The 23,542-nt window shown below is 36.3% G+C and carries 24 protein-coding genes; 17 read left to right on the top strand and 7 right to left on the bottom strand.

Translation table 11 applies throughout. The annotated features are described in order from the left end of the window. Nucleotides 1-724: 724 nt before the first annotated feature. Complete coding sequence (cdd, locus tag QWT87_RS18690; RefSeq protein ID WP_076396514.1) at nucleotides 725-1,207, bottom strand: cytidine deaminase; 483 nt, start codon at nucleotides 1,205-1,207, stop codon at nucleotides 725-727. A gap of 99 nt (nucleotides 1,208-1,306) precedes the next feature. On the opposite strand from cdd, the gene namA reads away from it, so the two are divergent. The 3 genes from namA to QWT87_RS18675 are packed head-to-tail and all read left to right on the top strand — an operon-like array spanning nucleotide 1,307 to nucleotide 3,040. Then, nucleotides 1,307-2,359, top strand: a complete 1,053-nt coding sequence (gene namA / locus QWT87_RS18685; protein WP_302717996.1) for an NADPH dehydrogenase NamA — start codon at nucleotides 1,307-1,309, stop codon at nucleotides 2,357-2,359. Nucleotides 2,360-2,396: 37 nt separating this feature from the next. After that, nucleotides 2,397-2,690, top strand: coding sequence for a DUF2752 domain-containing protein (locus tag QWT87_RS18680; protein WP_116096170.1), 294 nt, complete (start codon nucleotides 2,397-2,399; stop codon nucleotides 2,688-2,690). A gap of 17 nt (nucleotides 2,691-2,707) precedes the next feature. Next, nucleotides 2,708-3,040: a CCC motif membrane protein gene (locus QWT87_RS18675; protein WP_116096172.1), complete on the top strand. Its 333-nt coding sequence runs from the start codon at nucleotides 2,708-2,710 to the stop codon at nucleotides 3,038-3,040. Between the two features lie 72 nt (nucleotides 3,041-3,112). Here QWT87_RS18675 and QWT87_RS18670 read toward each other — a convergent pair whose 3' ends face one another. After that, nucleotides 3,113-4,648: an endonuclease gene (locus QWT87_RS18670; RefSeq protein ID WP_302717993.1), complete on the bottom strand. Its 1,536-nt coding sequence runs from the start codon at nucleotides 4,646-4,648 to the stop codon at nucleotides 3,113-3,115. Nucleotides 4,649-4,869: 221 nt separating this feature from the next. Here QWT87_RS18670 and QWT87_RS18665 point away from each other — a divergent pair, with 221 nt between their 5' ends. Then, nucleotides 4,870-5,184, top strand: coding sequence for a hypothetical protein (locus QWT87_RS18665; RefSeq protein ID WP_302717991.1), 315 nt, complete (start codon nucleotides 4,870-4,872; stop codon nucleotides 5,182-5,184). 63 nt (nucleotides 5,185-5,247) lie between these two features. On the opposite strand, the gene QWT87_RS18660 is transcribed toward QWT87_RS18665, so the two are convergent. Together QWT87_RS18660 and QWT87_RS18655 are read right to left on the bottom strand one after the other, a co-directional pair. After that, nucleotides 5,248-5,772, bottom strand: a complete 525-nt coding sequence (locus tag QWT87_RS18660) for a DUF4136 domain-containing protein (protein ID WP_076396528.1) — start codon at nucleotides 5,770-5,772, stop codon at nucleotides 5,248-5,250. A 1-nt stretch (nucleotide 5,773) separates the two neighbouring features. After that, complete coding sequence (locus QWT87_RS18655) at nucleotides 5,774-5,956, bottom strand: DUF5522 domain-containing protein (protein ID WP_029294953.1); 183 nt, start codon at nucleotides 5,954-5,956, stop codon at nucleotides 5,774-5,776. Nucleotides 5,957-5,996: 40 nt separating this feature from the next. Between QWT87_RS18655 and QWT87_RS18650 the strand changes: the two genes are divergently transcribed. The 4 genes from QWT87_RS18650 (at nucleotide 5,997) to hemL (ending at nucleotide 9,882) form a co-directional block, all read left to right on the top strand. Continuing rightward, entirely contained in the window at nucleotides 5,997-6,323 is a 327-nt protein-coding gene (locus QWT87_RS18650) for a hypothetical protein (RefSeq protein ID WP_302717984.1), read from the top strand. A gap of 218 nt (nucleotides 6,324-6,541) precedes the next feature. Next, nucleotides 6,542-7,450 carry a 1-aminocyclopropane-1-carboxylate deaminase/D-cysteine desulfhydrase gene (locus QWT87_RS18645; protein ID WP_302717982.1) on the top strand — a complete coding sequence of 303 codons (909 nt, stop codon included), beginning with the start codon at nucleotides 6,542-6,544 and terminating at the stop codon, nucleotides 7,448-7,450. Between the two features lie 15 nt (nucleotides 7,451-7,465). Next, nucleotides 7,466-8,524: a glucosaminidase domain-containing protein gene (locus QWT87_RS18640; RefSeq protein WP_302717980.1), complete on the top strand. Its 1,059-nt coding sequence runs from the start codon at nucleotides 7,466-7,468 to the stop codon at nucleotides 8,522-8,524. 74 nt (nucleotides 8,525-8,598) lie between these two features. Next, on the top strand, nucleotides 8,599-9,882 hold the full coding sequence (gene hemL / locus QWT87_RS18635) for a glutamate-1-semialdehyde 2,1-aminomutase (RefSeq protein WP_302717979.1): 1,284 nt from the start codon (nucleotides 8,599-8,601) through the stop codon (nucleotides 9,880-9,882). Nucleotides 9,883-9,985: 103 nt separating this feature from the next. Here hemL and QWT87_RS18630 read toward each other — a convergent pair whose 3' ends face one another. From QWT87_RS18630 to QWT87_RS18620, 3 genes are all read right to left on the bottom strand, one after another. After that, nucleotides 9,986-11,149, bottom strand: a complete 1,164-nt coding sequence (locus QWT87_RS18630; protein ID WP_302717977.1) for a hypothetical protein — start codon at nucleotides 11,147-11,149, stop codon at nucleotides 9,986-9,988. A gap of 192 nt (nucleotides 11,150-11,341) precedes the next feature. Then, a complete protein-coding gene (locus tag QWT87_RS18625) occupies nucleotides 11,342-12,565 on the bottom strand; it encodes a hypothetical protein (RefSeq protein ID WP_108409368.1) in 1,224 nt (407 codons plus the stop codon). A 31-nt stretch (nucleotides 12,566-12,596) separates the two neighbouring features. After that, a complete protein-coding gene (locus tag QWT87_RS18620; protein WP_302717975.1) occupies nucleotides 12,597-15,209 on the bottom strand; it encodes a TonB-dependent receptor plug domain-containing protein in 2,613 nt (870 codons plus the stop codon). A 187-nt stretch (nucleotides 15,210-15,396) separates the two neighbouring features. On the opposite strand from QWT87_RS18620, the gene QWT87_RS18615 reads away from it, so the two are divergent. The 9 genes from QWT87_RS18615 to QWT87_RS18575 all read left to right on the top strand — a co-directional run bounded on the left by QWT87_RS18615 (nucleotide 15,397) and on the right by QWT87_RS18575 (nucleotide 23,528). Further along, nucleotides 15,397-16,074 (top strand): response regulator transcription factor, encoded by a 678-nt coding sequence (locus tag QWT87_RS18615; RefSeq protein ID WP_302717973.1) that lies wholly within the window; start codon nucleotides 15,397-15,399, stop codon nucleotides 16,072-16,074. 51 nt (nucleotides 16,075-16,125) lie between these two features. Beyond that, entirely contained in the window at nucleotides 16,126-17,157 is a 1,032-nt protein-coding gene (locus QWT87_RS18610; RefSeq protein ID WP_271161916.1) for a sensor histidine kinase, read from the top strand. Between the two features lie 132 nt (nucleotides 17,158-17,289). Next, a complete protein-coding gene (locus QWT87_RS18605; RefSeq protein WP_302717970.1) occupies nucleotides 17,290-17,886 on the top strand; it encodes an IS1096 element passenger TnpR family protein in 597 nt (198 codons plus the stop codon). A gap of 306 nt (nucleotides 17,887-18,192) precedes the next feature. Next, nucleotides 18,193-19,542: an alpha-amylase family glycosyl hydrolase gene (locus QWT87_RS18600; protein WP_302717968.1), complete on the top strand. Its 1,350-nt coding sequence runs from the start codon at nucleotides 18,193-18,195 to the stop codon at nucleotides 19,540-19,542. Nucleotides 19,543-19,667: 125 nt separating this feature from the next. After that, nucleotides 19,668-20,108 carry a hypothetical protein gene (locus QWT87_RS18595; protein ID WP_302717967.1) on the top strand — a complete coding sequence of 147 codons (441 nt, stop codon included), beginning with the start codon at nucleotides 19,668-19,670 and terminating at the stop codon, nucleotides 20,106-20,108. Between the two features lie 114 nt (nucleotides 20,109-20,222). Next, nucleotides 20,223-21,017, top strand: a complete 795-nt coding sequence (locus tag QWT87_RS18590) for a thymidylate synthase (protein ID WP_302717966.1) — start codon at nucleotides 20,223-20,225, stop codon at nucleotides 21,015-21,017. After that, nucleotides 21,017-21,937, top strand: coding sequence for a hypothetical protein (locus tag QWT87_RS18585; RefSeq protein ID WP_302717964.1), 921 nt, complete (start codon nucleotides 21,017-21,019; stop codon nucleotides 21,935-21,937). The genes QWT87_RS18590 and QWT87_RS18585 overlap by 1 nt, the downstream gene beginning before the upstream one ends. A gap of 48 nt (nucleotides 21,938-21,985) precedes the next feature. Continuing rightward, nucleotides 21,986-23,305: a serine hydrolase domain-containing protein gene (locus QWT87_RS18580; RefSeq protein ID WP_302717962.1), complete on the top strand. Its 1,320-nt coding sequence runs from the start codon at nucleotides 21,986-21,988 to the stop codon at nucleotides 23,303-23,305. 4 nt (nucleotides 23,306-23,309) lie between these two features. Further along, a complete protein-coding gene (locus QWT87_RS18575) occupies nucleotides 23,310-23,528 on the top strand; it encodes a hypothetical protein (RefSeq protein WP_302717961.1) in 219 nt (72 codons plus the stop codon). Nucleotides 23,529-23,542: the final 14 nt, after the last annotated feature.

Below are 23,542 nucleotides of genomic sequence, written 5' to 3'. Positions count from 1 at the left end.
AGGAAAATAAAACCGCAGAAAATAAACATTTTTATAAAATTCAGATTCTATTGAAAAATAAATAATCATTTTCAGCCAGAATTATTTAAAATGTATTAAAATCTTACTTTAAGTTTCTTTAAACTCATTTTAAATTGAGCAGCAAAAAAGACAAAAGACTTTATTTGGATTTATTTAAAGTATTTCAAAAGTCTGCAAAGAGAAAAAATCTCTGATTTTTTAAAATTATGTGCTCTTTTTTTTCCATATCAAGGATTAAACTTAAAAAACTAAAGTGTTTAAATCTTTTGCATCTTTTGTGGTAAAAGTTTAAGCAAGTTATTTAATTACTTTAAAATAAACATCATCACAGAAGAAAATCAAAGATTTTCAAAAACTAATGGGTTCTTCTATTTTAAATACGCATCATTTAAAATCTCATGTGACTTATGTGATGAAAGAAAGTCCCTTCTTAAATAACTTTCCTTTAAATAAAAATTCAGACAGAAGTTTAAACTTTTTAAAATAAAAATATTCTTATTGGGAAAACGCTAAGGTGAAAGGTTTGATAAAATTTCTATTCTTTTAAGAAGCAAGGAGAAAATCAAAAATTATCTTTTATAATGCTGATAAAATTTTATCGCAGATAAAATCCTTGCGCCTTAAAGCATACTATCTTAAACAACTTTGCGCCCTTGCGAAAATCCAACCTGAATTTTTATTTACTATTATTTAAAAATTTTAACTATAAAAAAGTACCGTCAAAATAAAACGGCAGAAGATCCTTAATAGAATGTACCTTTACCACCTCATCATTCAGATTAGAAAAATAAAGTTCAATATTTTCATTCTGCTTCGTTTCATATTCTATAATGCTCTGTCTGCACGATCCGCATGGTGGAATCGGTGGATTTTTCTCAGAAAACTCCTTCGGTCCGCCTACAATAAAGATTTTCTTTATTTTTTCAGACGGAAAATTTGCCCCGATCCAGAACAAAGCAGTCCTTTCCGCGCAAAGTCCCGAAGGATACGCCGCATTCTCCTGATTGTTCCCGGTATAGATCTCTCCGTTTTCCAGAAGCACAGAACAGCCAACCAGAAAATGAGAATAGGGAGCATAAGCATTCTCGCGCGCTTCTTTCGCTTTTGCAAATAATTTTTTTTCTATATCGTTCAGTTCGCCTTTATTGTTAAAATATTCGTAACTGATATGAGTTTCTTTTTTCATATATTGTGGGTTTAAAAAAAGGGGGATAAATTTACTTTTTTTTCATGAGGTGGGCAACACCATCACATTCTTTAAAAATTTTAAAAATCAGATCAAAAAATGTTATACACTCCAATCAGATTCAGAAATGTTGAGTTGAAAAACCGTTGGGTAATGTCTCCAATGTGTATGTATTCTTCCGAAAACGGATTAGCCAACGATTTCCATTTTGTGCATTACGGAAGCAGAGCGCAGGGCGGAACAGGATTAATCATCGTTGAAGCAACGGGAGTAGAACCGCGCGGAAGAATTACCAACCACTGTATGGGAATCTGGAACGACGAACAGGCAGAAAAACTAAAGAAAATTGTAGAATTTGTACACCGGAACTCAGAAACCAAAATAGGCATTCAGCTTGCGCATGCCGGAAGAAAAGGATCTGCATGGAACAATGTACAGATCCCTATTGAAGAAGGCTGGGAAACCATCGCACCAAGTCCGATTCCGTATCATCCGACTGAAAGAATTCCACATGTTTTAACCATCGAGGAAATCAAAGAACAGGTTGAGAATTTCAGACAAGCAGCAAGAAGATCTGTAGATGCAGGTTTCGATGTCATAGAAATTCACGCGGCACACGGTTATCTTATCCATCAGTTTTTATCACCGCTTTCCAATATCAGAACCGATGAATACGGCGGAAGTTTCGAGAACAGAATACGGTTTTTAATTGAAATCGTAGACTCAGTTAACGGCGAATTAAATGAAAACGTTGCCTTATTTGTAAGAATTTCCGGAACCGAGTATGCAGAAAACGGCTGGGAAATAGAAGACAGTGCCGAGCTTGCTAAAATCCTTAAAAATCATTCGGTAGACTTGGTTGATGTTTCCAGCGGAGGAAATATTCACGGAGTAAAAATTCCGGTTCACGAAGGTTATCAGGTTCCGCTTGCGTCACAGGTGAAAAATGAGGCAGAAACAAAAACAGGAGCAGTAGGATTAATTACGAGAGTCAATCAGGCAGAGGAAATTCTACAGAAAGGAGAAGCAGATTTAATTTTCATTGCCAGAGAAAGCTTAAGAAATCCTTACATCGCAGTTCAGGGTTCTTTTGAAATGGATGAAGAATGCTTCTTTCCGCATCAGTATTTAAGAGCAAAAATTTCTAAGTAAATTTTTATATATTTGAGAATCATAACATCATATTACAATGAAAATAGAAGACTTTATGCTGCCTTGTCCCATCAAGAAATTCTTTGGAATCGACTGTTTTGGTTGTGGAACGCAGAGAGCTATTGTCATGGTTTTTGAAGGCAGGTTTGGAGAAGCATTTCATATGTTTCCTGCGGTCTACACTTTATTGCTTTTTTTCGGAACGGTTTTCCTCAATTTTGTAGACAGAAAACGGAATTACAGTAATGTTTTGGTTTTTCTTGCGATCATTAATGCCGTTATTATGGTGACTTCTTATTTTTATAAACATTTATACTTACCTATACATTAATCAATTAAATTATAACTATGGATCAACAAAAATTACCTAACGCAACGGCGGTATTAATCTTAGGAATTGTATCAATTGTCGGGTGTTGCTGTTACGGACTTCCGGGACTTATTGCAGGGATCATTGCACTGGTACTGGCTAAAAAAGACGGAGAGCTTTACAGAAAAAATCCGACGGCTTATTCAAACTACGGACAATTGAATGCCGGAAAAATAATGGCAATCATCGGAATTGTATTAAGTATTTTATATGTAGTTTACGTTGTTGTCATGATCTCTACCCTTGGATGGGACGCTATGAAAGACCCGCAACTGATGCAGGAGAGAATGAGAGATTTGATGGGACAGTAATTTCTTATTAATTTAAAAATAAAAGCCTTCTTTCAATTGAGAGAAGGCTTTTGTTATTTATTAAGCTAAATTTTATTTCACAATAAATTTTAAAGAAGAAGCATCTAACTTTAAAATATAAATTCCCTGCTCGAGATTTTTAATTTTAATTGAGTTTTTACTGTTTTTAAAAGGCTGATCAATGGTCTGCATTACTTTTCCGTGAAGATTGTAAATCTCCGCTTTCTTAATATTCTGCGTTTCCCCTTTTACAAAAATTTCATTGTTGGAAACAGGATTAGGCGAAATCTGTAACGTATTCTGATCTGAAATTAATTCGGAAGAAATACTTGGAGCCTGTCTTGCCGTTCCAGAATAGCATGTCCAGCTCAGATTATCAAAAGCAACTCTGTTGGTGGTAGAATTGTTTTCTAAAGTTATAACGACGTTCCCCGAAACATTAATATTACTGATAGTGGTTGTTGTTGCAGAGGTATTGTAAGGTACGGTTCCTACCGATGTTCCGTTTACTTTAACAGTGAAGGTGTCATTAGAACCTGTAAATTTAAGTTGGGTAGTTATCGTCAAAGATCCGATTCCATTCGCTGAACTGCTTGATGTTAATGCGCCATCTCTAATAGTGATTGCTTTGGTGGAGATTGTCTGATCTGTTCTGGAATCTGTTGCTGTCCACGTAATACCATTATTTGTCCATGTTCTTGTTAAATAAGAAGCCGAACTTTCAGAAGGAATGGTCTCAAATGTTTCGTTGGCACAGCTTGACGAACTTGGTGGAGTAGATGTACCTCCGGAACCAGAAGCGGAGCCCCAGATTTGGGTCACGTAGTTAGGATTATCAATAAAAGGATTTCTGTTTCCCTGATAAGTATAAGAAGCATTGTTTCTGTTAATTTCCGCCTGAGAAACCGGATCCTGATTATGCCAAGCCAATAAAACATTCAGTTCCCAGGTCTGTAAACCCGGAAAAGCAGAACTGCCCAAAATATTTCCGGATGTAAACGTGGAGAGTTTGCTTTGGTATCTCGTAACAAAATAAAATACCATTCTTGCTACATCGCCTTTAAATTCATCAATAGGCTCGAACACTGTTCCCGAGAAACCTGAAGAAACAGAATTTCCAAGCTTAGAACCGTTTTTTGAAGTAAACGTTGCAGTTCCCACCTTTCCGAAAGGATAATTGGAACGCATTCCGTTTACTTTTCCGTCCGTAGCTCTGATAAAATGGATATCTGAAACCATAGGAGAAGCTTCATTAAAAAAGCTCTGAGGAATAATATGTTCACGGTTATAACAGTTTCCTTCCACCGAATACGTTCCGCATTGGTTGGTAACCGGTGTAAATTTGTAAGGATCTGCACCCACAGGTTTTTCCGAATAAATATCCAGAATAGAACCGTCATTCTCATAATTCTTGTCGATGTCAGTTGTTTTGTACGCCGTCCAGAGTCCGTTGTAGCCTTTGTCCAGATGCCCATTCGTGATAATAGTGCTTAATGCCGTTTTTAATGAAGCTCCGGAAAGTCCGTTAGCAGAGTTGTAGTATCCCGAAGGAGCCTGAGCATTTGCTAAAACACAAGCAAATACAACCATTAGTAAATGTTTTTTCATGTCAAGATTTTAGACTTTAAGATTACTATAAATTTATCAATAAAAAATTACGGAATTGTTAAATTTAATTATGCATAGAATGGTATGCAAGCTTAAACTTTGTTTTTTTATTGAAAATGAGATGATTTTGAATGGTTTTAAGTAATATTGAAAATAAAAATTTAGAATGTATTAAAATTACATTTGGCAGATATTTTGTCTTATTCTGGAAAATCACCATTATGAATCACAAAATAAAAATTGCACTGGCATTAATTACCGGCGGTACTTTGGTTTATCTTAGCCGAAAGATGAAAAACTCAAAGAATGAATCTGAAATTTTCACAGGAGAAGACGGCAAAGTCTATCAGAAGGATGAAACTTATTTAACCACAGATGGTAAAATGTACAAAAACGGAAAAGAAGTCCACCTCAAAACCCCTGAAATTTCAGAAAAATCTGTAAACCGGAATTTCCAGAATGATAGAATTCAGAAAAATTATGAAGCTCATCCCCAAAATGTCGGCTATCATCATAAAGGAACCAGACATCATTAATTCAATAAAAAAGTCAATGCAATTACTGCATTGACTTTCTTATATATTTGATTGATTTATATCTTATTTCATCGGAGGATAATTCTTCATGATTTCCGCCATGATCTCAGGAATTTGCTTTTGTTTCGCTTTAGGTCTGTCAACAGAAATTCCGCTTCCGATTCCCTGCCAAACCAGTTTATTGGTTTTAGCATCTACCAGATCCACAATAATTGCCCCTTCATTATAATTGCTCGTCCATGTTCTGTTCATGCCGATTCCCCATCCGAAAGGTCCGCCCCAACCCCATGCTCCGTAAGGTGAAGTGGTGGTAACGTCCGTTACTTTTTTATGGTTGGCTTTTACATTTACAATTAAATCAGGATTTTCTCCGGATTGAAGACCTTTGCTTTGAAGCTGTCTCGACAGTTCATTCAAAACTCTGTCTTTATCAATATCATTCAGTTTTAAATCATCAATTCTTAATTTATAAGTTTTGTATGAATTAAAATTTGCTGTGTCCGCATAGTCAGAACGTACGTTGAAAGGACTGCAAGACGTTAAACCCAAAGTAGCCGAAGCCAACAGTAAGAAGATATATCGCTTCATTTTATTTATTTTTTTTATCGTTTTTAATAAATGTATCGGTCTTTTTATCGTATCCGTAAGGACAATGTCTACAGCCACTTTTACAGCAATGTCCTCTCTTCAGATGAAACTTTTCCGTAAAAACTTTATAACCCTGCTCGTTGTAGTAAAAGTCTTCACCTTCTTTGATGTCAAAAAGTGCCATAGGTTAAATCTCTAAGTCAAAAAACTTTATATTTGTTAGTATGATAATTATATGCCAAAAGCCTTTAAAAAAATTAAAAATCAACGGCATTGCTCTGTTCCCTTTTATCTTCATTAGGAATCCCGAAGATAAGAAAAATAAAATATTGATTAATCATGAAAAAATACATTTAAGACAACAGTTGGAAATGCTCATCATTTTCTTCTATATTTTTTATGTAATCGAATATTATTACTGGTTTTTTAAACTGAAGAACAGTTATCAGGCTTATAAAAGAATTTCTTTTGAAAGAGAAGCTTATTCCAACGAACATAATTTGAACTATCTCAGGAAAAGAAAATTCTGGAGTTTCAGACAATACCTTTAAAATTAGAAAATAGTTATCAGAGATTAGATTTCCAATAACACGTCACAAAATTCCCCTCCTCTGGAGGGGTGGCGAAAATTCGAAAGGATTTTTGACGGGGTGGTTAAATATGTAAAAATAAAATTAACCCATCCTTACCTTCAATGATAAACCTCACCTTTTCAAACCAAAATTAAACATCTAAAAAACACTATTTTTGTAAAATAGATTCAGCCTAAATGGTATTAAATATTCCATCCGAAAAAATCCCGATTCAGGAAATTCCCATTGATAAAAAGGTAAAACTTTTTATGAAAAGAGAAGATTTAATTCATCCTCAGATTTCAGGAAATAAATACTGGAAGCTTTTTTTTAATATTAATAATTATCTCTCCGGAAATCCTGAAAAACCTTACATCATTACTTTTGGAGGTGCATTTTCAAATCATATTTCTGCCGTTTCAGCGGTTGGAAATTTAGCAGATATTCCGACTTTAGGGATTATAAGAGGAGAGGAGCTGAAAGACAAATGGCGCGACAATCCGACTTTACTTTTTGCCAGAAGAAACGGAATGAATCTGAAGTTTGTAACGAGGGAAGAATATCGCCACAAAGAAAAACTGACTGAATTTTTACAAAAAGAATTTCCGGAAGCGCTCGTCGTACCGGAAGGAGGAACCAATGAAGCCGCTGTAGAAGGCGTAAAAATGATGCTGAATGACGATACAAAAGATTTTGATTATCTTTGCACCGCAGTCGGAACAGGAGGAACGGTTGCCGGAATTTTAAAATTCAGTGAAGAAAATCAGAAAGTTATAGGTTTTAAAGCGGTTGACGATGATTCGCTGGAAAATAAAATCGTTGAACTAACTTCTAAGAAAAATTTTGATCTAATAGATTCAGGTTTTGGAGGTTATGGCAAAATAAAGGACGAAAATGTCCGTTTTATTAATGATTTTAAAGAGAAATACGTAATTCCGCTGGAGCCGGTCTATACAGGAAAGATGATGCAGAAAATTTTCGAATTAATAGATGAAGATTATTTTCCTGAGAACAGCAAAATTTTGTGCTTCCACACCGGCGGTTTGCAGGGGATTGAAGGAGCCAATTTGCTTTTAGAAAAACAGAACAGAAATTTAATTATATAATTTAAATTGAAAAACATGAAAAGACTTTTCACCATCGTAAGCCTTTTAGTTTTATCAAAATTCTCAGCTCAGACCTGGGCAACCGAAGATCAGTACATCCAGAAATTTGCAAAATATGCAGTGGAAGAAATGGAAAAATATAAAATTCCCGCTTCTATCACGCTTGCACAGGGACTTTTGGAAACAGGAGGCGGACAAAGCCGATTGGCTCTGGAAGGGAAAAACCATTTCGGGATTAAATGTAAGGAAGACTGGACCGGAAAAACCATGAAGCACACCGATGATGCTCCAAACGAATGTTTCCGGGTTTACGACGATCCGAGGCAGTCGTATGAAGATCATTCCATCTTTTTATCGACTAGGAAATATTACGCCAATCTTTTCAATTTAGATATGAAAGATTATAAAGCGTGGGCAATAGGTCTTAAAAAAGCAGGTTATGCAACAAATCCCCGCTACGCTTCAATATTAATCGGAAAAATTGAAAGGTATAAATTGTACGAATTCGACAATACCAACTCAAAAGAGGCTTTATACGCCGTTCTGAAATTGTATCCGGATCTGAAAGACGACAGAACTTTCATGGCTCAGCTGGAACCAGAAAAATATACCAGAAAAGTAAAAGAACCTGTAACCGTTGAGGTTCCTTACAAACAGACTTCTTACGCTCAGCAACAGAAAAGAGTGGAAAGAATTAAAACAAAAGCGGAAATTCTTAATACCATTTTAATTAAAAGTCATCCGAATGACGGATTAAAATACATCATCATTCCTGAAGATACCAACGTAGAATTCATTGCTAAAAAATTCAAGATCAGTGAAAGCAAACTCATGAAATGGAATGAACTCGAAAGTGATGTTCTGAAGAAAAATGAAATTGTTTTCCTTGAATCTAAAAACTCAGACGGAAATACTGCAACCTACAAAGCCGAAGCTGGCGAAAATATGCATGATATCGCCCAGAAATTCGGAATTAAATTAAATAAATTATACGCTAAAAACAGAATGGATGAAGGACAGAAACCTTCCGCCGGACAAGTAATTTATTTGATTGATAAAAAACCCAGAAACTAATTTTCGTTGACGGTTTATAGTTGTTGGTTGATGGTTAAAACTAACAGCTATAAACTGTTAACCAACAACTACATATGAAATACCAAAGAAGTTCAGCTTTATTCGAAGAAGCTTACAAATACATTCCGGGAGGCGTAAATTCTCCGGTGAGAGCATTCAAATCTGTAGGAGGAGTGCCTGTTTTTATGAAATCTGCAAAAGGAGCCTATCTTATGGATGCGGATGATAACACCTACATCGATTACATCAATTCGTGGGGACCTGCCATTTTAGGACATACGCATCCCGAAGTTTTGGAAGAACTGAAAATTCAGGCAGAGAAAGGATTCTCTTTCGGAGCACCCACAGAACTGGAAACGGAAATCGCAAAATTCATTACAGAAAACGTTCCGAATGTAGATCAGATCAGAATGGTTTCTTCGGGTACGGAAGCCTGTATGAGCGCGATCAGATTGGCGAGAGGCTTTACAGGAAGAGATAAGTTTATAAAATTTGAAGGCTGCTATCACGGTCATTCAGATTCATTTCTGATAAAAGCGGGTAGTGGTGCAGCGACTTTCGGAAATCCGAATTCTCCGGGCGTAACGGCTGGAACAGCAAAAGATACTTTACTGGCAAGATATAATGATTTTGAACAGGTTGAAGATCTTTTCAGACATAATCAAGGCGAAATTGCAGCGGTCATTATTGAGCCGGTTGCCGGAAATATGGGTTGTGTTCTGCCGGAAAATGAATTTCTTCAGAAATTAAGAACAATCTGCGACGAAAACGGAGCTTTATTAATTTTTGATGAGGTGATGACCGGTTTCAGATTAGCTTTTGGAGGAGCTCAGGAACTGTACAATGTAAAAGCAGATTTGGTAACATACGGAAAAGTGATCGGAGGCGGACTTCCGGTAGGTGCTTTTGCAGGAAGAAACGAAATTATGGATCATCTGGCTCCAAAAGGAGGCGTTTATCAGGCAGGAACATTAAGCGGAAATCCTTTAGCCATGAGAGCCGGACTGAAAACTTTACAGTTGATAAAAAATGATCCGGAATTCTTCAACAGACTGGCAAAAACTACGGAAACTTTGGATTTTGAAATCGGCAAAATTTTAAGCGAAAAAGGAATTGCCCACAAAATCAACAGAAAAGGATCTATGATGTCTGTATTCTTCCATATTAACAGGGTTTCTAATTTTGATGAAGCCCAGGAAGCCAATCATGCATTGTTCAATAATTTCTTCCATCAGATGCTGCAAAACGGAGTTTATCTTCCGCCAAGCGGTTATGAAACGTATTTCATCAGTGATGCGATTAAAGATAAAGAAATTGATATGACGCTGGAAGCAGTAAGAAAATTTGAATATTCTTAGTTGAAACAATATTGAAGGATTAGATTTATTTCAGTCCTTTATTGAAACAGCATCGGCTTCAGATTTATCTGAAGCCGATTGTTTTATGTTATACAATTAATTTTTACTGTAAAGAAGACCAACCGATTGCCCAAGCCGGATTTCCGAGCTTATTTCCTGCTCCGATTGCATCTGTTTTCTCGTTGTAGGTATTGCTTAAAAGCGTTACTGTAGAGCCGGAAGTGGAAGTCGCGGTTACTTTATTCGTAACGTTCGTATCAAAAAAGGCATCTTTAATTTTACTTTGTCCGTTAATATAATTTACAGTCGGATCACTTTCAATAGAAAATCCGTTGGTCCAGTTAGAAACCACTACATTTTCAAAACTAGCATACGTTCCGGAATATAATCTGATGGCTTTGGATTCTCCCGAAGTTCCGCCTAAAAGCGTCACATTTTTAACAGTAGGGCTGGAAACTGGAGTTGCAGCAGGATTCGAAGCATTGTTAAGTCCTTTTATTGCGGCATTCCCAGAACCGTTTGTTTTTCTTTTAGTGAAAATATTGGTAGCCGTTCCGATCCATCCGTCTGTCCATACAAAAGCATCATCTTCGTTTCCTATGGAGACGATGTTGGAAAGATTTACCGTTCCTCCATACATCTGGATTCCGTCTTCTGCGCTATTAATCAGAGCAATATTTTCTACTTTTGTATCGCTTCCTACCCCAAAAAGAGAAAGTCCGTTGAATTTTACATTGGTTGAAAAACTCACTCCCGCGTTTTCAATTTTCACATACGTCAGAGAACCGGAATTATCTGTTGCCGAAGTTCCCCCATAAGCGGAATTTAAAATTTCCGAAGCGTTGGTTGTACCGGTATTTACAGGTGCTTTTCCGCAGATAACAACGCCGCCCCAACTTCCTGAAGTCTCTGTGGAAGATCTGAAGGAAACAGGAGAATTAAAGGTTCCGTTCGCAAATAATTGTCCGCCTTGTTCTACCAAAACATAAGAAGCTGCACCCGCTGTTGCAACAATTCTCGTTCCTGCCGGAATAACAAGTTTTCCTCCGTTTTTTACAGTAACAGCACCATTAAGTACATATACTTTTGTGGCATCCAGTGTTACAACCTGTCCACTTGTAACTTCCCCTTTGAAATTACTTGGATCTTTTGCAATTCCTACCACCGGAATGGTGGCTACATCTTCATCTTCCTTACTGCAGGAATGAACAACAAGCGATGTACTGATAATAAGAGCTGCTAAAATATGCTGAAAGCGGTTTTTCATAATGTTTTTAAATTTTACTTCTTCAAACAGATTATTTTGAGATCTTTATTTGAAAAGACCAAATTACCATTTTTCTTCTTATTTTCCCAATTGTATTTTAATGAATATAAAATTGAATGTATTCACGAAAACGGCATCGGAAAAATCTTTCCGATGCCGCTTTTTGAATTAAATATGAAGAAAAATACTTTTTTATTGTAATGCAGCCAAAAGGTTCACTCCATCTACCATAGCCCAAGCTCCCGGAGTTAAAGAAACCTTCGTAACCGCAGTTGAGTTAGTGAAAGTTTTTCCGCCGTTTGTCTGTGCATATCCCCAAACACCTGCGTTATCAGAATTTAAATAATTAATTGGAGATACGGTAACCTTACTAGGGTTTGCATTTACCTGATTGGTATTTGTAGCATCATCCTGAATAAGAACTGCATAAGCATTTTTTCCACCTGTATTTTTGTATCCGCTGATGTAAACGTTCGAAAAAATTCCTGTTCCTTGTCTCTTGAACTGAATTGCTGAAATTTCCACAGAACCTGCTACTTCAGGGTTGGTATTATTGTCTCTTATTAATGTAATGTTAGATATTTTCGGTGCTGTATTGTCTACGTTTGCAGAGGCTTCCACTTCCATTCCGAAGTTTCCTGTTCCTGTCTGGAAAGCATACCAGTTGGTATTGTTTTGTCCGCTCCACGCATCCTGCCAGTCGAAAGAGTCATCATAATTTCCGTAAGAAACAAGATTTTTAGCACTTACAGTTCCTCCAAAGAATTCATATCCGTCGTCTGTTCCTTTATAAGAAACAAGGTTTTCAAGAGTTGTTCCTGCTCCTACTGCATAGAACGTCATAGAATTGGTTTCGGAAGTGCCGTCATTTATTTTCTTTCCTCCATATTCTACACGAACAAACTTCATTGTTCCCGAGTTGGAATTAGCATCATTACCACCGTAATAAACACTGTTTCCATCTTCAGAAAGAGCTTGTGAAAGACCATTTACAGCTTTTATAGGAGCGTTTCCATAAATGGTAATTCCGCCCCAGTCTCCCGGCTGTTTGTTTGTGGTAGTAAATACAATAGGTTCTGAAGCCGTTCCTACAGCATTTATTTTTCCATCCTGTAAGATAACCAAGCTGCTTGATTTTGTAGTTACTGCGTTGAAAATGGCACCTGCTTCAATAGTGATAGTAGCTCCGTTGGTCACCTTTACGATTCCGTCTAAAATATATGTGCCTTTTTTAATAAGAATATCTTTAGTAATTGTTCCGGAAAGCGTTCCGCTGCCGCTCAGTACACTCTCTGTTGTGCCCGGAGTTACTGTTGTGCTGCCATTATCTCCATCATTAATATCAATGGTACAAGAAGATACCGAGAAACTCAATGCAAGAGTTAAAGAAAGTAAAGTTAAAAGATTCTTTTTCATTTTATACTAAGATTTAATTTTTAATAATTTTTTAGAATGTGTAGCCAACGGTAAAATTGAAGTTGGTTCCGTTGAAATAATTGTTAAGTGTGTAGTTGTCTTTTGTATTGACAGGGTAGTAGCTGTTGTCTCCAAGTTCTACTCTATATTTGCTGTTCAGAATATTTTGTACTCTGAATTTGATGTTCCAGTTTTTGTCGATCTGGTTCTGATAAACAAAATCTAACTGATTAAATGGTTTTTCATAGTAATTGTCTGTACCGGAACCTCCGACAGCATATATTTTTGATCCGGAAACGTTATATACTAAAGACAATGTGCTGCTGAGATTTTTGGAGTTTTTGTACTCATACTTCAAGTCTGCATTGATGGTGTACGGAGCCGCACCTTGCAATCCTCTTTTGTGAAGCTGATCGTCTGTAAATCCCGGTATATTAGGTCTTTCTGTTTTTAGCTGGTCTTCACTTCTCTTTACATCAGAGTACATAAAAGTAGCGTTGGTTCCTAATGTAAATTTTTCCAAAGCATCTGAGATTCTTCCCAAGCTGATAATACCTTCCAGTTCAACTCCTGCTATTGTAGCTTTTTGTGCATTGTAGAATGTGATAACAACACCACTTGCATTTCCTGAGGGAGCAATGGATTTTTCAATAGCATTATCAATTCTTTTGGCAAAAGCATTGATCGCAAACATTTCCTTGTTGGTAGGATAGTATTCCCATTTCAGGTCGATATTGTAGTTTTCGCTGTTTACAATATTCTCGTTACCTCTTACAGTGGTATTATCCGGATTGATGTATTCAATAGGCATTGTCTCAATAAGTATAGGTCTTGTAATTGTTTTGCTTACTGATAATCTGATGTTATTTTTATTATCAATTGCCTTTTTAATGGAAAGAGACGGGAGAATATAATTTTTGTTTGTAGTAAGATTTAATCTGGTAGAATTTCCTGGTTTGCTGTAACGGATGATTCTCATGTCATTTTCCACTCTACCGCCTACTAAGATATCCCAACTATCGCTCGGTTTGTAATCGAAATTAAGATAACCCGCATTTACAAACTGGTAAATGTTAGAAAGATAAGAATATGCATCTGTATCTTCCTTGTAAAAGAGCTTGTCGTTGATGATGGAGTTATTCAATGTAGACTGAATATTATCCACATCAATATAAATAGGATTGTTTACCCCTTTCGGAGTTCCGAAGATAAAACGGTAAGAATTTTTTCTGATATCAGAAAACCCGTTGTATCCTACTGTAAGCTGAAGCGGATAGTCCTTACGATCTCCCTTCTGTCCAAGAAATACAGAATATTCTCCAAAACCTGAAGCATAAAATTTTCCATTTACATCAAGATACTGTCTGATGAGATTGTTTCCTCCATAGGAAAATACAGCATTGCTGTAATCATTAGGTAAAGTAAGTTCAAAGATTTTTCTGTCCGGCTGGCTGTAGTTGTTCATTACATAGCTACCTCCGGCTTTGAATAAATGGCGTTCTCCAAGCTTCTGTGATGCCGTAAGCTGCAAATCTAAGAATTTTGAAATATCCTGCTGATTGGTTCTGAAGAAACGGTTGTCTTCAACACTGAAGTTTTTATATCCAGTGAAATCTTCAATAATGTTCGAGGAATTCTGAAGATAAATAGCATTTAAATTAACATTTGTTCCTTTATTTTTATATCCTACTCCAAACAATGCAGAAGACTCAAGCTCATATACATAGCTCTTTTTTCTTAAAAGATTGCTAAGTTCCACAACCTGTCCGTTATCTCTGAACTGATTATTGTCACCTTCTCTGTACGTATATTTTGATCCCTGATTCAGAGATAATAAAACTCCTATATTTCCTGTTTCTCCGACCTTCATTTTTTGAACCGTCGTAAAACTGATGTTTGTATTAGGTAAAGTTTTGATATTATCCACATTCCATGAATCCTTAAAAGAATTCTGAGATTGCTCTTTGGAAAAATTATAAGTATTTGGTCTGTAGTCTCTTATTTCGCTAGGAAGCCTTCTGTCTCTAGAATTAAGTCCAAGATAAGCCTCAATTCCTTTAGCTCCTTCAGCTACTTTAAAGTTATCTCTGAAAGTACTTAGCGTATTTACTCCAACACTAAATTCTATTTTAGAAAAAGCCTTGTCAATCGTTAGTGTTTCAATATCGAAAGTGGCTCCCGCAAAATCTCCGTAAAGATTCGAGTTGAAAGTCTTATAGATGTTCAGTTTGCCCACAACATCCGTTGGGAATTGTTTCAAGGCAATAATTTTTTGGAAAGGATTGTTAGAGGGAGATCCAAGTCCGTTTATCAATAGATAGTTGTATCTCTCTTCCAGACCTCGTACAAAAAGACCACGCCCCTCTACAGTTGTAATCCCTGTAACTTTGGTAAGACCTTGCTCTACGTTGGAAATTCCTTTTCTGGAGATTTCTTCGGCACTTACTGCTTGTTTTTGAACAATCGCTTTTTTTTGCTCAATCATCACCGCGGTTTCAGTTTTCTTACTGCTGCTTCCTTGAATAACTACACCTTCGATTTTCTTTTCTTTCTTTACGGTGTCGTTTTTGGTCTCTTGAGCGTAAAGTACAGTTCCCGATGTTGTTAAAAACAAAACTGCGATACTCAGTTTTCTAAAATTCATTTCTTTTTTACTATATTCTTTCGGTGCAAAGGAATAAAGAATTGATGGGGTAAATGGTTTAGGGAAATTTAATTTTTTCTTAACTAAACATTAAGAAAAGAATATAATTGTTAACTTTATGTGAACGATACCCGTTTTGTTAAACAGTGATTAAAATATTATTAACTTTGACTCGTAAAAATTAAAAATGAACCAAAAGAAAATCCTCTTAATCGACGACGAACTGGATATTTTAGAGATTCTGTCTTACAACTTGGAAAAGGAAGGCTACGACATTTATACAGCCACTAATGGAAATGAAGGTGTCGACAAAGCAAAGGAAATTGTTCCGGATCTGATTTTATTGGATGTCATGATGCCCGAAAAAGACGGTATCGAAACTTGCCAGGAACTTAGAAAAATTAAAGAACTGCAAAAAACATTAATTGTTTTTCTTTCCGCAAGAAGCGAAGAGTTTTCACAATTGGCCGGTTTTCAGGCAGGTGCAAACGACTACATTGTTAAATTAATCAAACCGAAAATTCTGATCTCTAAAGTAAACGCTTTATTGCAGTTAACTTCTCAGGTATCTGATAATTCTAAATTAATCGAAATCGGAGATTTAATTATTGATAAAGACAACTTCAGGGTTTCTAAAAACGGACAGCAGTTTCTGCTTCCTAAAAAAGAATTCGATCTTTTGTATTTATTGGCTTCCAATACGGAAAAAGTTTTCAAAAGAGAAGAAATTCTGGAAAAAGTCTGGGGAAATGACGTAATCGTGGGAGAAAGAACCATCGACGTTCACATCAGAAGACTGAGAGAAAAACTGGGAATCAACACGATTCAGACATTAAAAGGAATTGGGTATAAACTTATTGTTTAATACTCAATTTCAATTTCTTACCTTTACATCAACCATTAAAATTTTGTAAAATTGAAATTTTACAGACTTACCCTCGTCGCCTCTTGTCTTCTGACATTGGTGATGTTTCTTTTAGTAATCATTTTCGATTCACTAAAGGATATCTATTACAGTACACCATTCTTTAAAATAGGACTGATTATTTGTCTTGTCCTGATTTTTATCATCAATTATATCGTTTTAGAACTGTTGTTCAATTATTACGGTAAAAAGCAGGTTCGTGGTCTTTCACAGCTTTTGCCGCAGGAAATTGTGCATGATGATGATGAAAATATCACCATTAAAGAACTGGGTGAAAGATTTTCAGACCTCAATCAGAGAAAAATCACAGAGCTGGATATGATGAAAGAAATGGAAAGTTACCGTAAAGAATACATCGGAAACGTTTCCCACGAACTGAAAACTCCTCTTTTTTCCATTCAGGGATATGTGGAAACACTGCGCGACGGCGGAGTGGATAATCTTACCATCCGCGATAAATATCTGGAAAGAATAGATAAATCGGTGGAACGTTTAATTGCCATTGTAACGGATCTTGATATGATCAACAGGCTTGAAGCCGGCGAAATTAACCTTACCGTTTCCAAATTTGATGTCAATCTATTAATTAAAGAAATTTTTGATCTTCTTGATCTCGAAGCAGAAAAACATAACGCAAGTCTGCAGATCCAGACTTTGCAGCCACAGATTTTTGTGGAAGCAGACAAGCAGAAGATCTCACAGGTCTTTATTAATTTAATTTCAAACGCGATTCATTATGCCAACAGACAGGAAGCAAAAGTAGTCGTAAAAACCAGCGTTCTTAAAAATAAAGTCTTAATTGAGGTCATAGACAACGGGATGGGCATCAAATCCGAAAGTCTGCCAAGAATTTTTGAAAGATTTTACCGTGTGGAAACCAGCAGAAGCAGAAGGGAAGGAGGTTCCGGGCTTGGTCTTGCCATTGTAAAGCATATCCTTGAAGCGCACAACGAAAACATCACCGTGGAAAGCGTTTATCTGGAAGGTACGAAATTCAGTTTCATGCTGGAAAAAAGTAAATAATTTTTGCAAAATGTATGAAAAAAAAATATTTTAAAAAATGATGAAATATTTTTTTGTCACATCTCATTTATTTTATATTTGCAACAGAGATTTATCATAATAACAACGGCAAAAAAAGTAATTTAAAAACTGATGGTTTATAAAATCCGCGTAATATTAGATGCAAAAGAAGATATTTTCCGGGATATCGAAGTAAAAGGGAAACAGACGCTTTGGAACTTACATTTAGGCATTAAGAGTGCATTCAGCTTGCAGGGAGACGAGCTTTCCACTTTTAATCTGCTTGAAGAAGACGGAACAATTGTAAAAAGCGTTCCGCTAGAAGATATGAGTGACGATGGCGACGGAGAAATTATGTCGGATGTGTACATCGATGAGGCATTCGAAAATGCAGGAGATAAAGCTCAGTTCCAGTACGGACTTCTTGATCTTTGGGAATTTTTCTGTGAATTGGTAGAGGTTATCGAAGAAACAAAAGGCGTTAATTACCCGATTACAGTATACAGATTCGGAAACGTTCCTTTGAAAGCACCAAGCAAAAACGGAAGTGCGGGAGGATCTAAAAAGAAATCGGCAATGCCATTAATGGAAGATGATTTTGGTTTTGATGACTTCGGAGCTACCGGAAACTTTGCAGACGAAGATGATGATGCTTTTGATGATGAGGAAGAAGAAGACTACAACGACGATGCTTTCGATGATGAAGACGACAACGATGATGAAAGATAATCCGAAGGAAATTCTAAAATATACAGCCCTGAACGTAAGTTTGGGGCTTTTTTATTCTGTACTGTAATCAGGAGCTGTTTCGCGCTTTCGCTACTCGCTTTTTGTATTTCTGCGGCGGCGAAGCCGCCGCAGAAATACAAAAGAGCTCAGACATGCCGCTCAATCGCGGCTAAGGTTTCAGACATTTGTACAAAACAGGTCAGAATACAATTTACTGCATAATATAATTTTGCCTTCCTTTTAAAATTCAATGTTCAGGGTTCTGTTTTTCCGATCACAATCCCTATTTTTGTTAAAAGAGAATTAATGAAAAAGTTAATTTTAATCGCTGTAACAGGTCTGGGAATTCTTTCCTGCACCTCTCAAAAAGCTGTAAAAAACATGACGGATTTACCTAAAGACTGGAAACACACCACAAACATTTACGAAGTAAACGTAAGACAATATACAAAAGAAGGAACCTTCAGAGCATTCGAAAAAGAAATGCCGAGACTCAAATCAATGGGAGTAAAAACACTCTGGTTCATGCCAATCACTCCGATTGCACAGCAAAATAAAAAAGGAAGTCTGGGAAGTCCTTATGCCGCTTCAGATTACACCTCCATCAATCCCGAATTCGGCACTCTGAATGATTTCAAACACATGGTGAATGAAGCACACAGATTAGGCTTTAAAGTGATTATCGACTGGGTTGCAAACCATACCGGTTGGGATCATATCTGGACAAAAACCCATCCCGATTTCTATTTAAAAGATCCGGACGGAAAATTTCATATCGCTTCCGGAATGGATGATATCATCGAACTCGACTATAAAAATCCGGAAATGCGTCTGGCAATGATAGATGCCATGAAATACTGGGTAAAAGAAACCAATATCGACGGATTCCGTTGCGATCTTGCTTCCTGGGTTGAAGTCGATTTCTGGCAGCAGGCGCGTCCTGAAGTGGAAAAAGTAAAACCACTTTTCTGGCTTGGAGAATTCGATGAACTCGAAAGTCCGGAATACGGAAAAGTTTTTGATGCAAGCTACTCGTGGAAATGGATGCACAAATCTGCCGATTATTACAAAAAAAATGAACCGCTTTCAGAACTTACGGATCTTCTGAGAAAATACTCTGCGATTGGAGACAGTTCAATGAGGGCTTGGTTCACAACCAATCACGATGAAAACTCATGGAACGGAACAGAATATGAAAAATATGGAGTGATCACAAAACCGATGGCTGTATTCTCTGCAACATGGAATGGCGTTCCGTTGTTATATTCAGGTCAGGAATTACCCAACATGAAACGCCTGGAATTTTTTGAAAAAGATGTCATCAAATGGAGCAATGTGTATCAGAACGCAGATTTTTATAAGATACTCCTCAACTTAAAATCTTCTAATCCGGCACTAAGAGGAGGCGATTCCAATGTTACCACGTATCTTCTCAACACAACCGCTAACGACAAAATTTTAGCATATATAAGGAAAAACGGAAACAATGAAGTTTTAGTTGTTCTCAATATGTCCAAAGATCCTGTAAACTTCTCTATTGAAGACGAACATCTTTCAGGAAGCTTTAAAAATGTTTTTGAAAAGACAAAACGCGACTTTAACAGCGGAAAAGATTTTAATTTCAAACCCGGAGATTACGCAGTTTTTGAAAAATAAATTCATTAAATCTCCGCTTTTAAAGTGGAGATTTATTTTAAATAAGTATATCTGAAATCAAAACCAACGTACATACTGCCTTTACGGTAAATTGGAGGAGAAAATATTAAACTGAAATTCTGTAGATGGAAAAATCAAAAATATTAGAAGCGGTAAAAAGCAGAATTGCTGAAAAAATTCAGAAACTTGAAAAACTGATTGAAGAAACGCGCGCTTCGAACAACGATACCAAAAGCTCAATGGGCGATAAATATGAGACCGGACGCGAAATGCTTCAGCAGGAAATCAATAATCTGCAAAGGCAACTGAACGAATCGTTAAACCAGCAATCTATTGTGCAGAAAATATCATCAGATCCATCATCAAAAGTACAAAATGGAGCTTTGGTAAAAACAGATAAAGGTCTTTTCTACATTTCAGCATCGGCGGGAGAAATAATGGTAGACGAACAGAAAATAATGACGGTTTCTGCAGAATCGCCTTTGGCAAAAGCAATGCACGGATTAACTGAAAACCAGAGTTTTTCTGTGAATAATATCACTCAGAAGATTGTAGAAGTAAAGTGAAATTTCTTTGAATCATAAAATCTGTTTACATTCATTACTGCTTTTTTCCTAACTTATGATAGCAGAAAATCATTAAGATTTTTCTAAATTTGACACTCAAAATAATCCTTCGAAATGCAAAATTACCTAGACCTTTTACAACATATTTTAGACAACGGAACCGATAAAACCGACAGAACCGGAACCGGAACAAGAAGTGTTTTCGGCTATCAGTTAAGATATGATTTGTCTGAAGGCTTTCCTTTGGTAACCACCAAAAAAGTGCATTTGAAATCCATTATTTACGAACTGCTCTGGTTTCTGAAAGGAGATACGAACATCAAATATCTAAAGGACAACGGAGTTTCGATCTGGGACGAATGGGCAGATGAAAATGGCGATCTTGGACCCGTTTACGGAGCGCAGTGGAGAAGCTGGAACGGAGCAGATGGGAAAATAGTGGATCAGATTACGGACGTTATCGATCAGATCAAAAAAAATCCGGATTCCAGAAGGCTCATCGTTTCTGCATGGAATGTTGCTGAAATCCCGAACATGGCTTTAGCGCCTTGTCACGCATTATTCCAGTTTTACGTGGCAGATGGAAAACTATCGCTTCAGCTGTATCAGAGAAGTGCCGATGTTTTTCTGGGAGTTCCCTTTAACATTGCAAGCTATGCATTATTATTGATGATGGTGGCGCAGGTTTGTGATCTGGAAGTAGGGGATTACGTTCACAGTTTTGGAGATGTTCATATCTACAACAATCATTTTGAGCAGGTTAAAAAACAACTTTCCAGAGAACCAAGACCGCTTCCTTCCATGAAGTTGAATCCTGAAATTAAAGATATTTTCAGTTTCGATTTTGAAGATTTCACGCTGGAAAATTATGATCCGCATCCGGGAATTAAAGCGCCTGTTGCAATTTAATGAGATTTTCCAGATTTTTATATATACCGTTTCTGGCAGTTTTTCTTTTGGGTTGTAAAAAAGAAAAGAAGGCTGATTATTCGGAACTCATAGAAGTTTTTGACTATTCCAAAGATGTGGTTTTTGATACATTACGTGTTCCGGAGCATTTACGAAGCATTGTTAAGCAAATCTCAGAAACCAATGTATATCAGACGGAATACATAGGGAAAGGTGCAGGAAAATCTGCTAATTTTGAAAATTTCAAAGAATTAAAAAGATTGGCTTCAGATGAAGAATTATTAGCTCTTATCCATAATAAAAACAGAATTGTTGCAGTTTATTCGGCTATCGGATTGTTGGATCGGAAGTCCGAAGTTTTAGATAAAATTTTTCTGAATTTTTTAAATTTAAAATCTCAGATTCATACACAAGACGGCTGTATTATTGGTGATCAGAATCCTGCGGAACCTTTATATTATGCTTATTTGCATTCTTTAGATAATGAAAATCTTCGCACAGATTCCAAGTTGCAGAAACTGGACAGTATGATTATTTTTAGTTCAAACTCTTCGGAAAGTCTCTTACAGGAAGCATTAAGATACAAATTGTATCCTGAAACTTTCAGAAAGCCGATTGAAATTCAGGCATTTAAGAACCATAAAATTTCGGCTATTAATTATCTTAATCACTGGTATAAAGGAAATTACAGTAACCTTTTACAAAAAGAGTATATTTCCATAATTAAGAACGATTCTTTTGGCTACAGTAAGAGAAAAGTTTTAACCGAATTGCTGTCTTTTAAAAATCAGGCTAACAAAAATGTCATTTTAGATTATCTTAAAAAAGATACTCTCTTGGAAGATGAAAACGAAATTATCTGGAAACTTAATGATAACGGTATTCTGGATAGTGAATATCCACGCAAGAAAGGATATTAATGTAACAAAATTTCTATTTCCACTACTTATTCAGCAAATCTCAAAAGTATGTTGAAAAAGTTACTTTTTCTTTCGGCGATCAGCTTTTCTGCCATTGTATTTTCTCAGACCAATGTAAAGCAGAAATTAGCTGGTTATATCGATTCTCTCTTCGTACATCATAAAGTAATGGGAAGCTTTGCCTTTGCCGAAAACGATCGTCCTACATTTGTAAAAGTTGTCGGATTTGCAGATGCAGAAAAAAATCAGAAAGCAAATGTTAATACCCAATACAGGATCGGATCAATCAGCAAAACCTTTACTGCCGTTTTGATTATGAAAGCTGTAGAGGAAAAAAAGATTTCCTTAGATCAGAAACTTTCAGAATTTTATCCTGAGATCCCAAATGCTGAAAAAATTTCCATCGAAAATCTACTACAGCACAGAACAGGAATTCATAATCTGACCAGTGAAGCCGAGTTTTGGCAGTACAACACCAGACCTCAGACAGAAAGCAGCTTAATCAGCATTATAAAAAAATACAAAAGCGATTTTGAACCCGCTTCAAAACACGAATACAGCAATTCCAATTACATTCTGCTCGGTTTTATTCTCGAAAAAATTTACAAAAAACCGTACGCCGTTTTGCTGAAAAATAAAATTACAAAACCTTTAAAATTAACGCTTACAGAAGTTGGAGGAAAAATAGATCCATCGAAAGATCAGGCAAAAGCGTACCAATACATCAACGGAACATATGTGGCTTCATCCGAAACTGATATGAGTATTCCGATTGGCGCAGGAAATATCATTTCTACTCCACGAGATCTTCTTACTTTTATTCTTGGTCTGGAAAACGGAAAATTAGTTAAGAAATCCAGTCTGGAAAAAATGAAAACTTTTGTGGATGATTACGGATATGGCTTGGTTAAGGTTCCTTTCGACAAATATTCGGGATTTGGTCATACAGGAGGAATAGACAATTTCAGTTCCGCACTATTTTATTTTCCGGATCTGAAAATTGCCACCGCTTTCAGCACCAATCAGTCTGAAATGGATACCAATGACATTTCCATCAAAATGATTGAAACAGCCATGGGAAAAGATTTCGAAATGCCCAATTTTAAAACCTATGAAATTTCCGAGAATGATCTTCAGAAGTTTACAGGAACCTATTCCAGCAAAGGCATTCCGTTAAAGATTACCATTTTTATTGAAGATAAAAAACTCATGGCTCAGGCAACCGGACAAAGTGCGTTCCCTTTAGAAGCAATTTCCGAGACAAGCTTTAAATTTGATATGGCAGGAATTGTTATAGATTTCTATCCCGCAAAAAAACAGTTTGTCATTATTCAGGGAGGAACAAAAAATACGTTTATAAAAGAATAAAACAATGAAATATTTAAAAATAAATACCGAAGAAACTACCGATCTTGAAGCACTGAAAAATGCAATTCTTCAGATGAAAGGCGTAGAATCCATAGAAATTATCAACGAAGAAAATCCGGAAAGCGAGCTGAAAAAAGCTTTTGCCAAAACCAAAGAACAGTTCAAAAAAGGAGATTACGAAACATTGGTAAACGATATTTTTGATATTTTAACTAAAAAATAATTTAAGAAATAAAT

Source organism: Chryseobacterium urinae (genome assembly GCF_030518295.1).
In the GTDB taxonomy this organism is placed as follows: domain Bacteria; phylum Bacteroidota; class Bacteroidia; order Flavobacteriales; family Weeksellaceae; genus Chryseobacterium; species Chryseobacterium mucoviscidosis.
Note: the sequence above shows the minus strand (reverse complement) of the source record. Positions and strands in the feature narration are given on the sequence as shown.

What these genes read in the sequence shown, in the direction of transcription:
- QWT87_RS18675 (WP_116096172.1), top strand. Translation starts at nt 2,708, where the DNA reads ATGGATCAACAAAAATTACCTAACGCAACGGCGGTATTAATCTTAGGA.
- QWT87_RS18600 (WP_302717968.1), top strand. Translation starts at nt 18,193, where the DNA reads ATGAAAAAGTTAATTTTAATCGCTGTAACAGGTCTGGGAATTCTTTCC.
- namA (WP_302717996.1), top strand. Translation starts at nt 1,307, where the DNA reads ATGTTATACACTCCAATCAGATTCAGAAATGTTGAGTTGAAAAACCGT.
- QWT87_RS18575 (WP_302717961.1), top strand. Translation starts at nt 23,310, where the DNA reads ATGAAATATTTAAAAATAAATACCGAAGAAACTACCGATCTTGAAGCA.
- QWT87_RS18585 (WP_302717964.1), top strand. Translation starts at nt 21,017, where the DNA reads ATGAGATTTTCCAGATTTTTATATATACCGTTTCTGGCAGTTTTTCTT.
- hemL (WP_302717979.1), top strand. Translation starts at nt 8,599, where the DNA reads ATGAAATACCAAAGAAGTTCAGCTTTATTCGAAGAAGCTTACAAATAC.
- QWT87_RS18680 (WP_116096170.1), top strand. Translation starts at nt 2,397, where the DNA reads ATGAAAATAGAAGACTTTATGCTGCCTTGTCCCATCAAGAAATTCTTT.
- QWT87_RS18625 (WP_108409368.1), bottom strand. Translation starts at nt 12,565, where the DNA reads ATGAAAAAGAATCTTTTAACTTTACTTTCTTTAACTCTTGCATTGAGT.
- QWT87_RS18665 (WP_302717991.1), top strand. Translation starts at nt 4,870, where the DNA reads ATGAATCACAAAATAAAAATTGCACTGGCATTAATTACCGGCGGTACT.
- QWT87_RS18650 (WP_302717984.1), top strand. Translation starts at nt 5,997, where the DNA reads ATGATAATTATATGCCAAAAGCCTTTAAAAAAATTAAAAATCAACGGC.
- QWT87_RS18645 (WP_302717982.1), top strand. Translation starts at nt 6,542, where the DNA reads ATGGTATTAAATATTCCATCCGAAAAAATCCCGATTCAGGAAATTCCC.
- QWT87_RS18640 (WP_302717980.1), top strand. Translation starts at nt 7,466, where the DNA reads ATGAAAAGACTTTTCACCATCGTAAGCCTTTTAGTTTTATCAAAATTC.
- QWT87_RS18590 (WP_302717966.1), top strand. Translation starts at nt 20,223, where the DNA reads ATGCAAAATTACCTAGACCTTTTACAACATATTTTAGACAACGGAACC.
- cdd (WP_076396514.1), bottom strand. Translation starts at nt 1,207, where the DNA reads ATGAAAAAAGAAACTCATATCAGTTACGAATATTTTAACAATAAAGGC.
- QWT87_RS18605 (WP_302717970.1), top strand. Translation starts at nt 17,290, where the DNA reads ATGGTTTATAAAATCCGCGTAATATTAGATGCAAAAGAAGATATTTTC.
- QWT87_RS18670 (WP_302717993.1), bottom strand. Translation starts at nt 4,648, where the DNA reads ATGAAAAAACATTTACTAATGGTTGTATTTGCTTGTGTTTTAGCAAAT.
- QWT87_RS18660 (WP_076396528.1), bottom strand. Translation starts at nt 5,772, where the DNA reads ATGAAGCGATATATCTTCTTACTGTTGGCTTCGGCTACTTTGGGTTTA.
- QWT87_RS18615 (WP_302717973.1), top strand. Translation starts at nt 15,397, where the DNA reads ATGAACCAAAAGAAAATCCTCTTAATCGACGACGAACTGGATATTTTA.
- QWT87_RS18655 (WP_029294953.1), bottom strand. Translation starts at nt 5,956, where the DNA reads ATGGCACTTTTTGACATCAAAGAAGGTGAAGACTTTTACTACAACGAG.
- QWT87_RS18595 (WP_302717967.1), top strand. Translation starts at nt 19,668, where the DNA reads ATGGAAAAATCAAAAATATTAGAAGCGGTAAAAAGCAGAATTGCTGAA.
- QWT87_RS18630 (WP_302717977.1), bottom strand. Translation starts at nt 11,149, where the DNA reads ATGAAAAACCGCTTTCAGCATATTTTAGCAGCTCTTATTATCAGTACA.
- QWT87_RS18620 (WP_302717975.1), bottom strand. Translation starts at nt 15,209, where the DNA reads ATGAATTTTAGAAAACTGAGTATCGCAGTTTTGTTTTTAACAACATCG.
- QWT87_RS18580 (WP_302717962.1), top strand. Translation starts at nt 21,986, where the DNA reads ATGTTGAAAAAGTTACTTTTTCTTTCGGCGATCAGCTTTTCTGCCATT.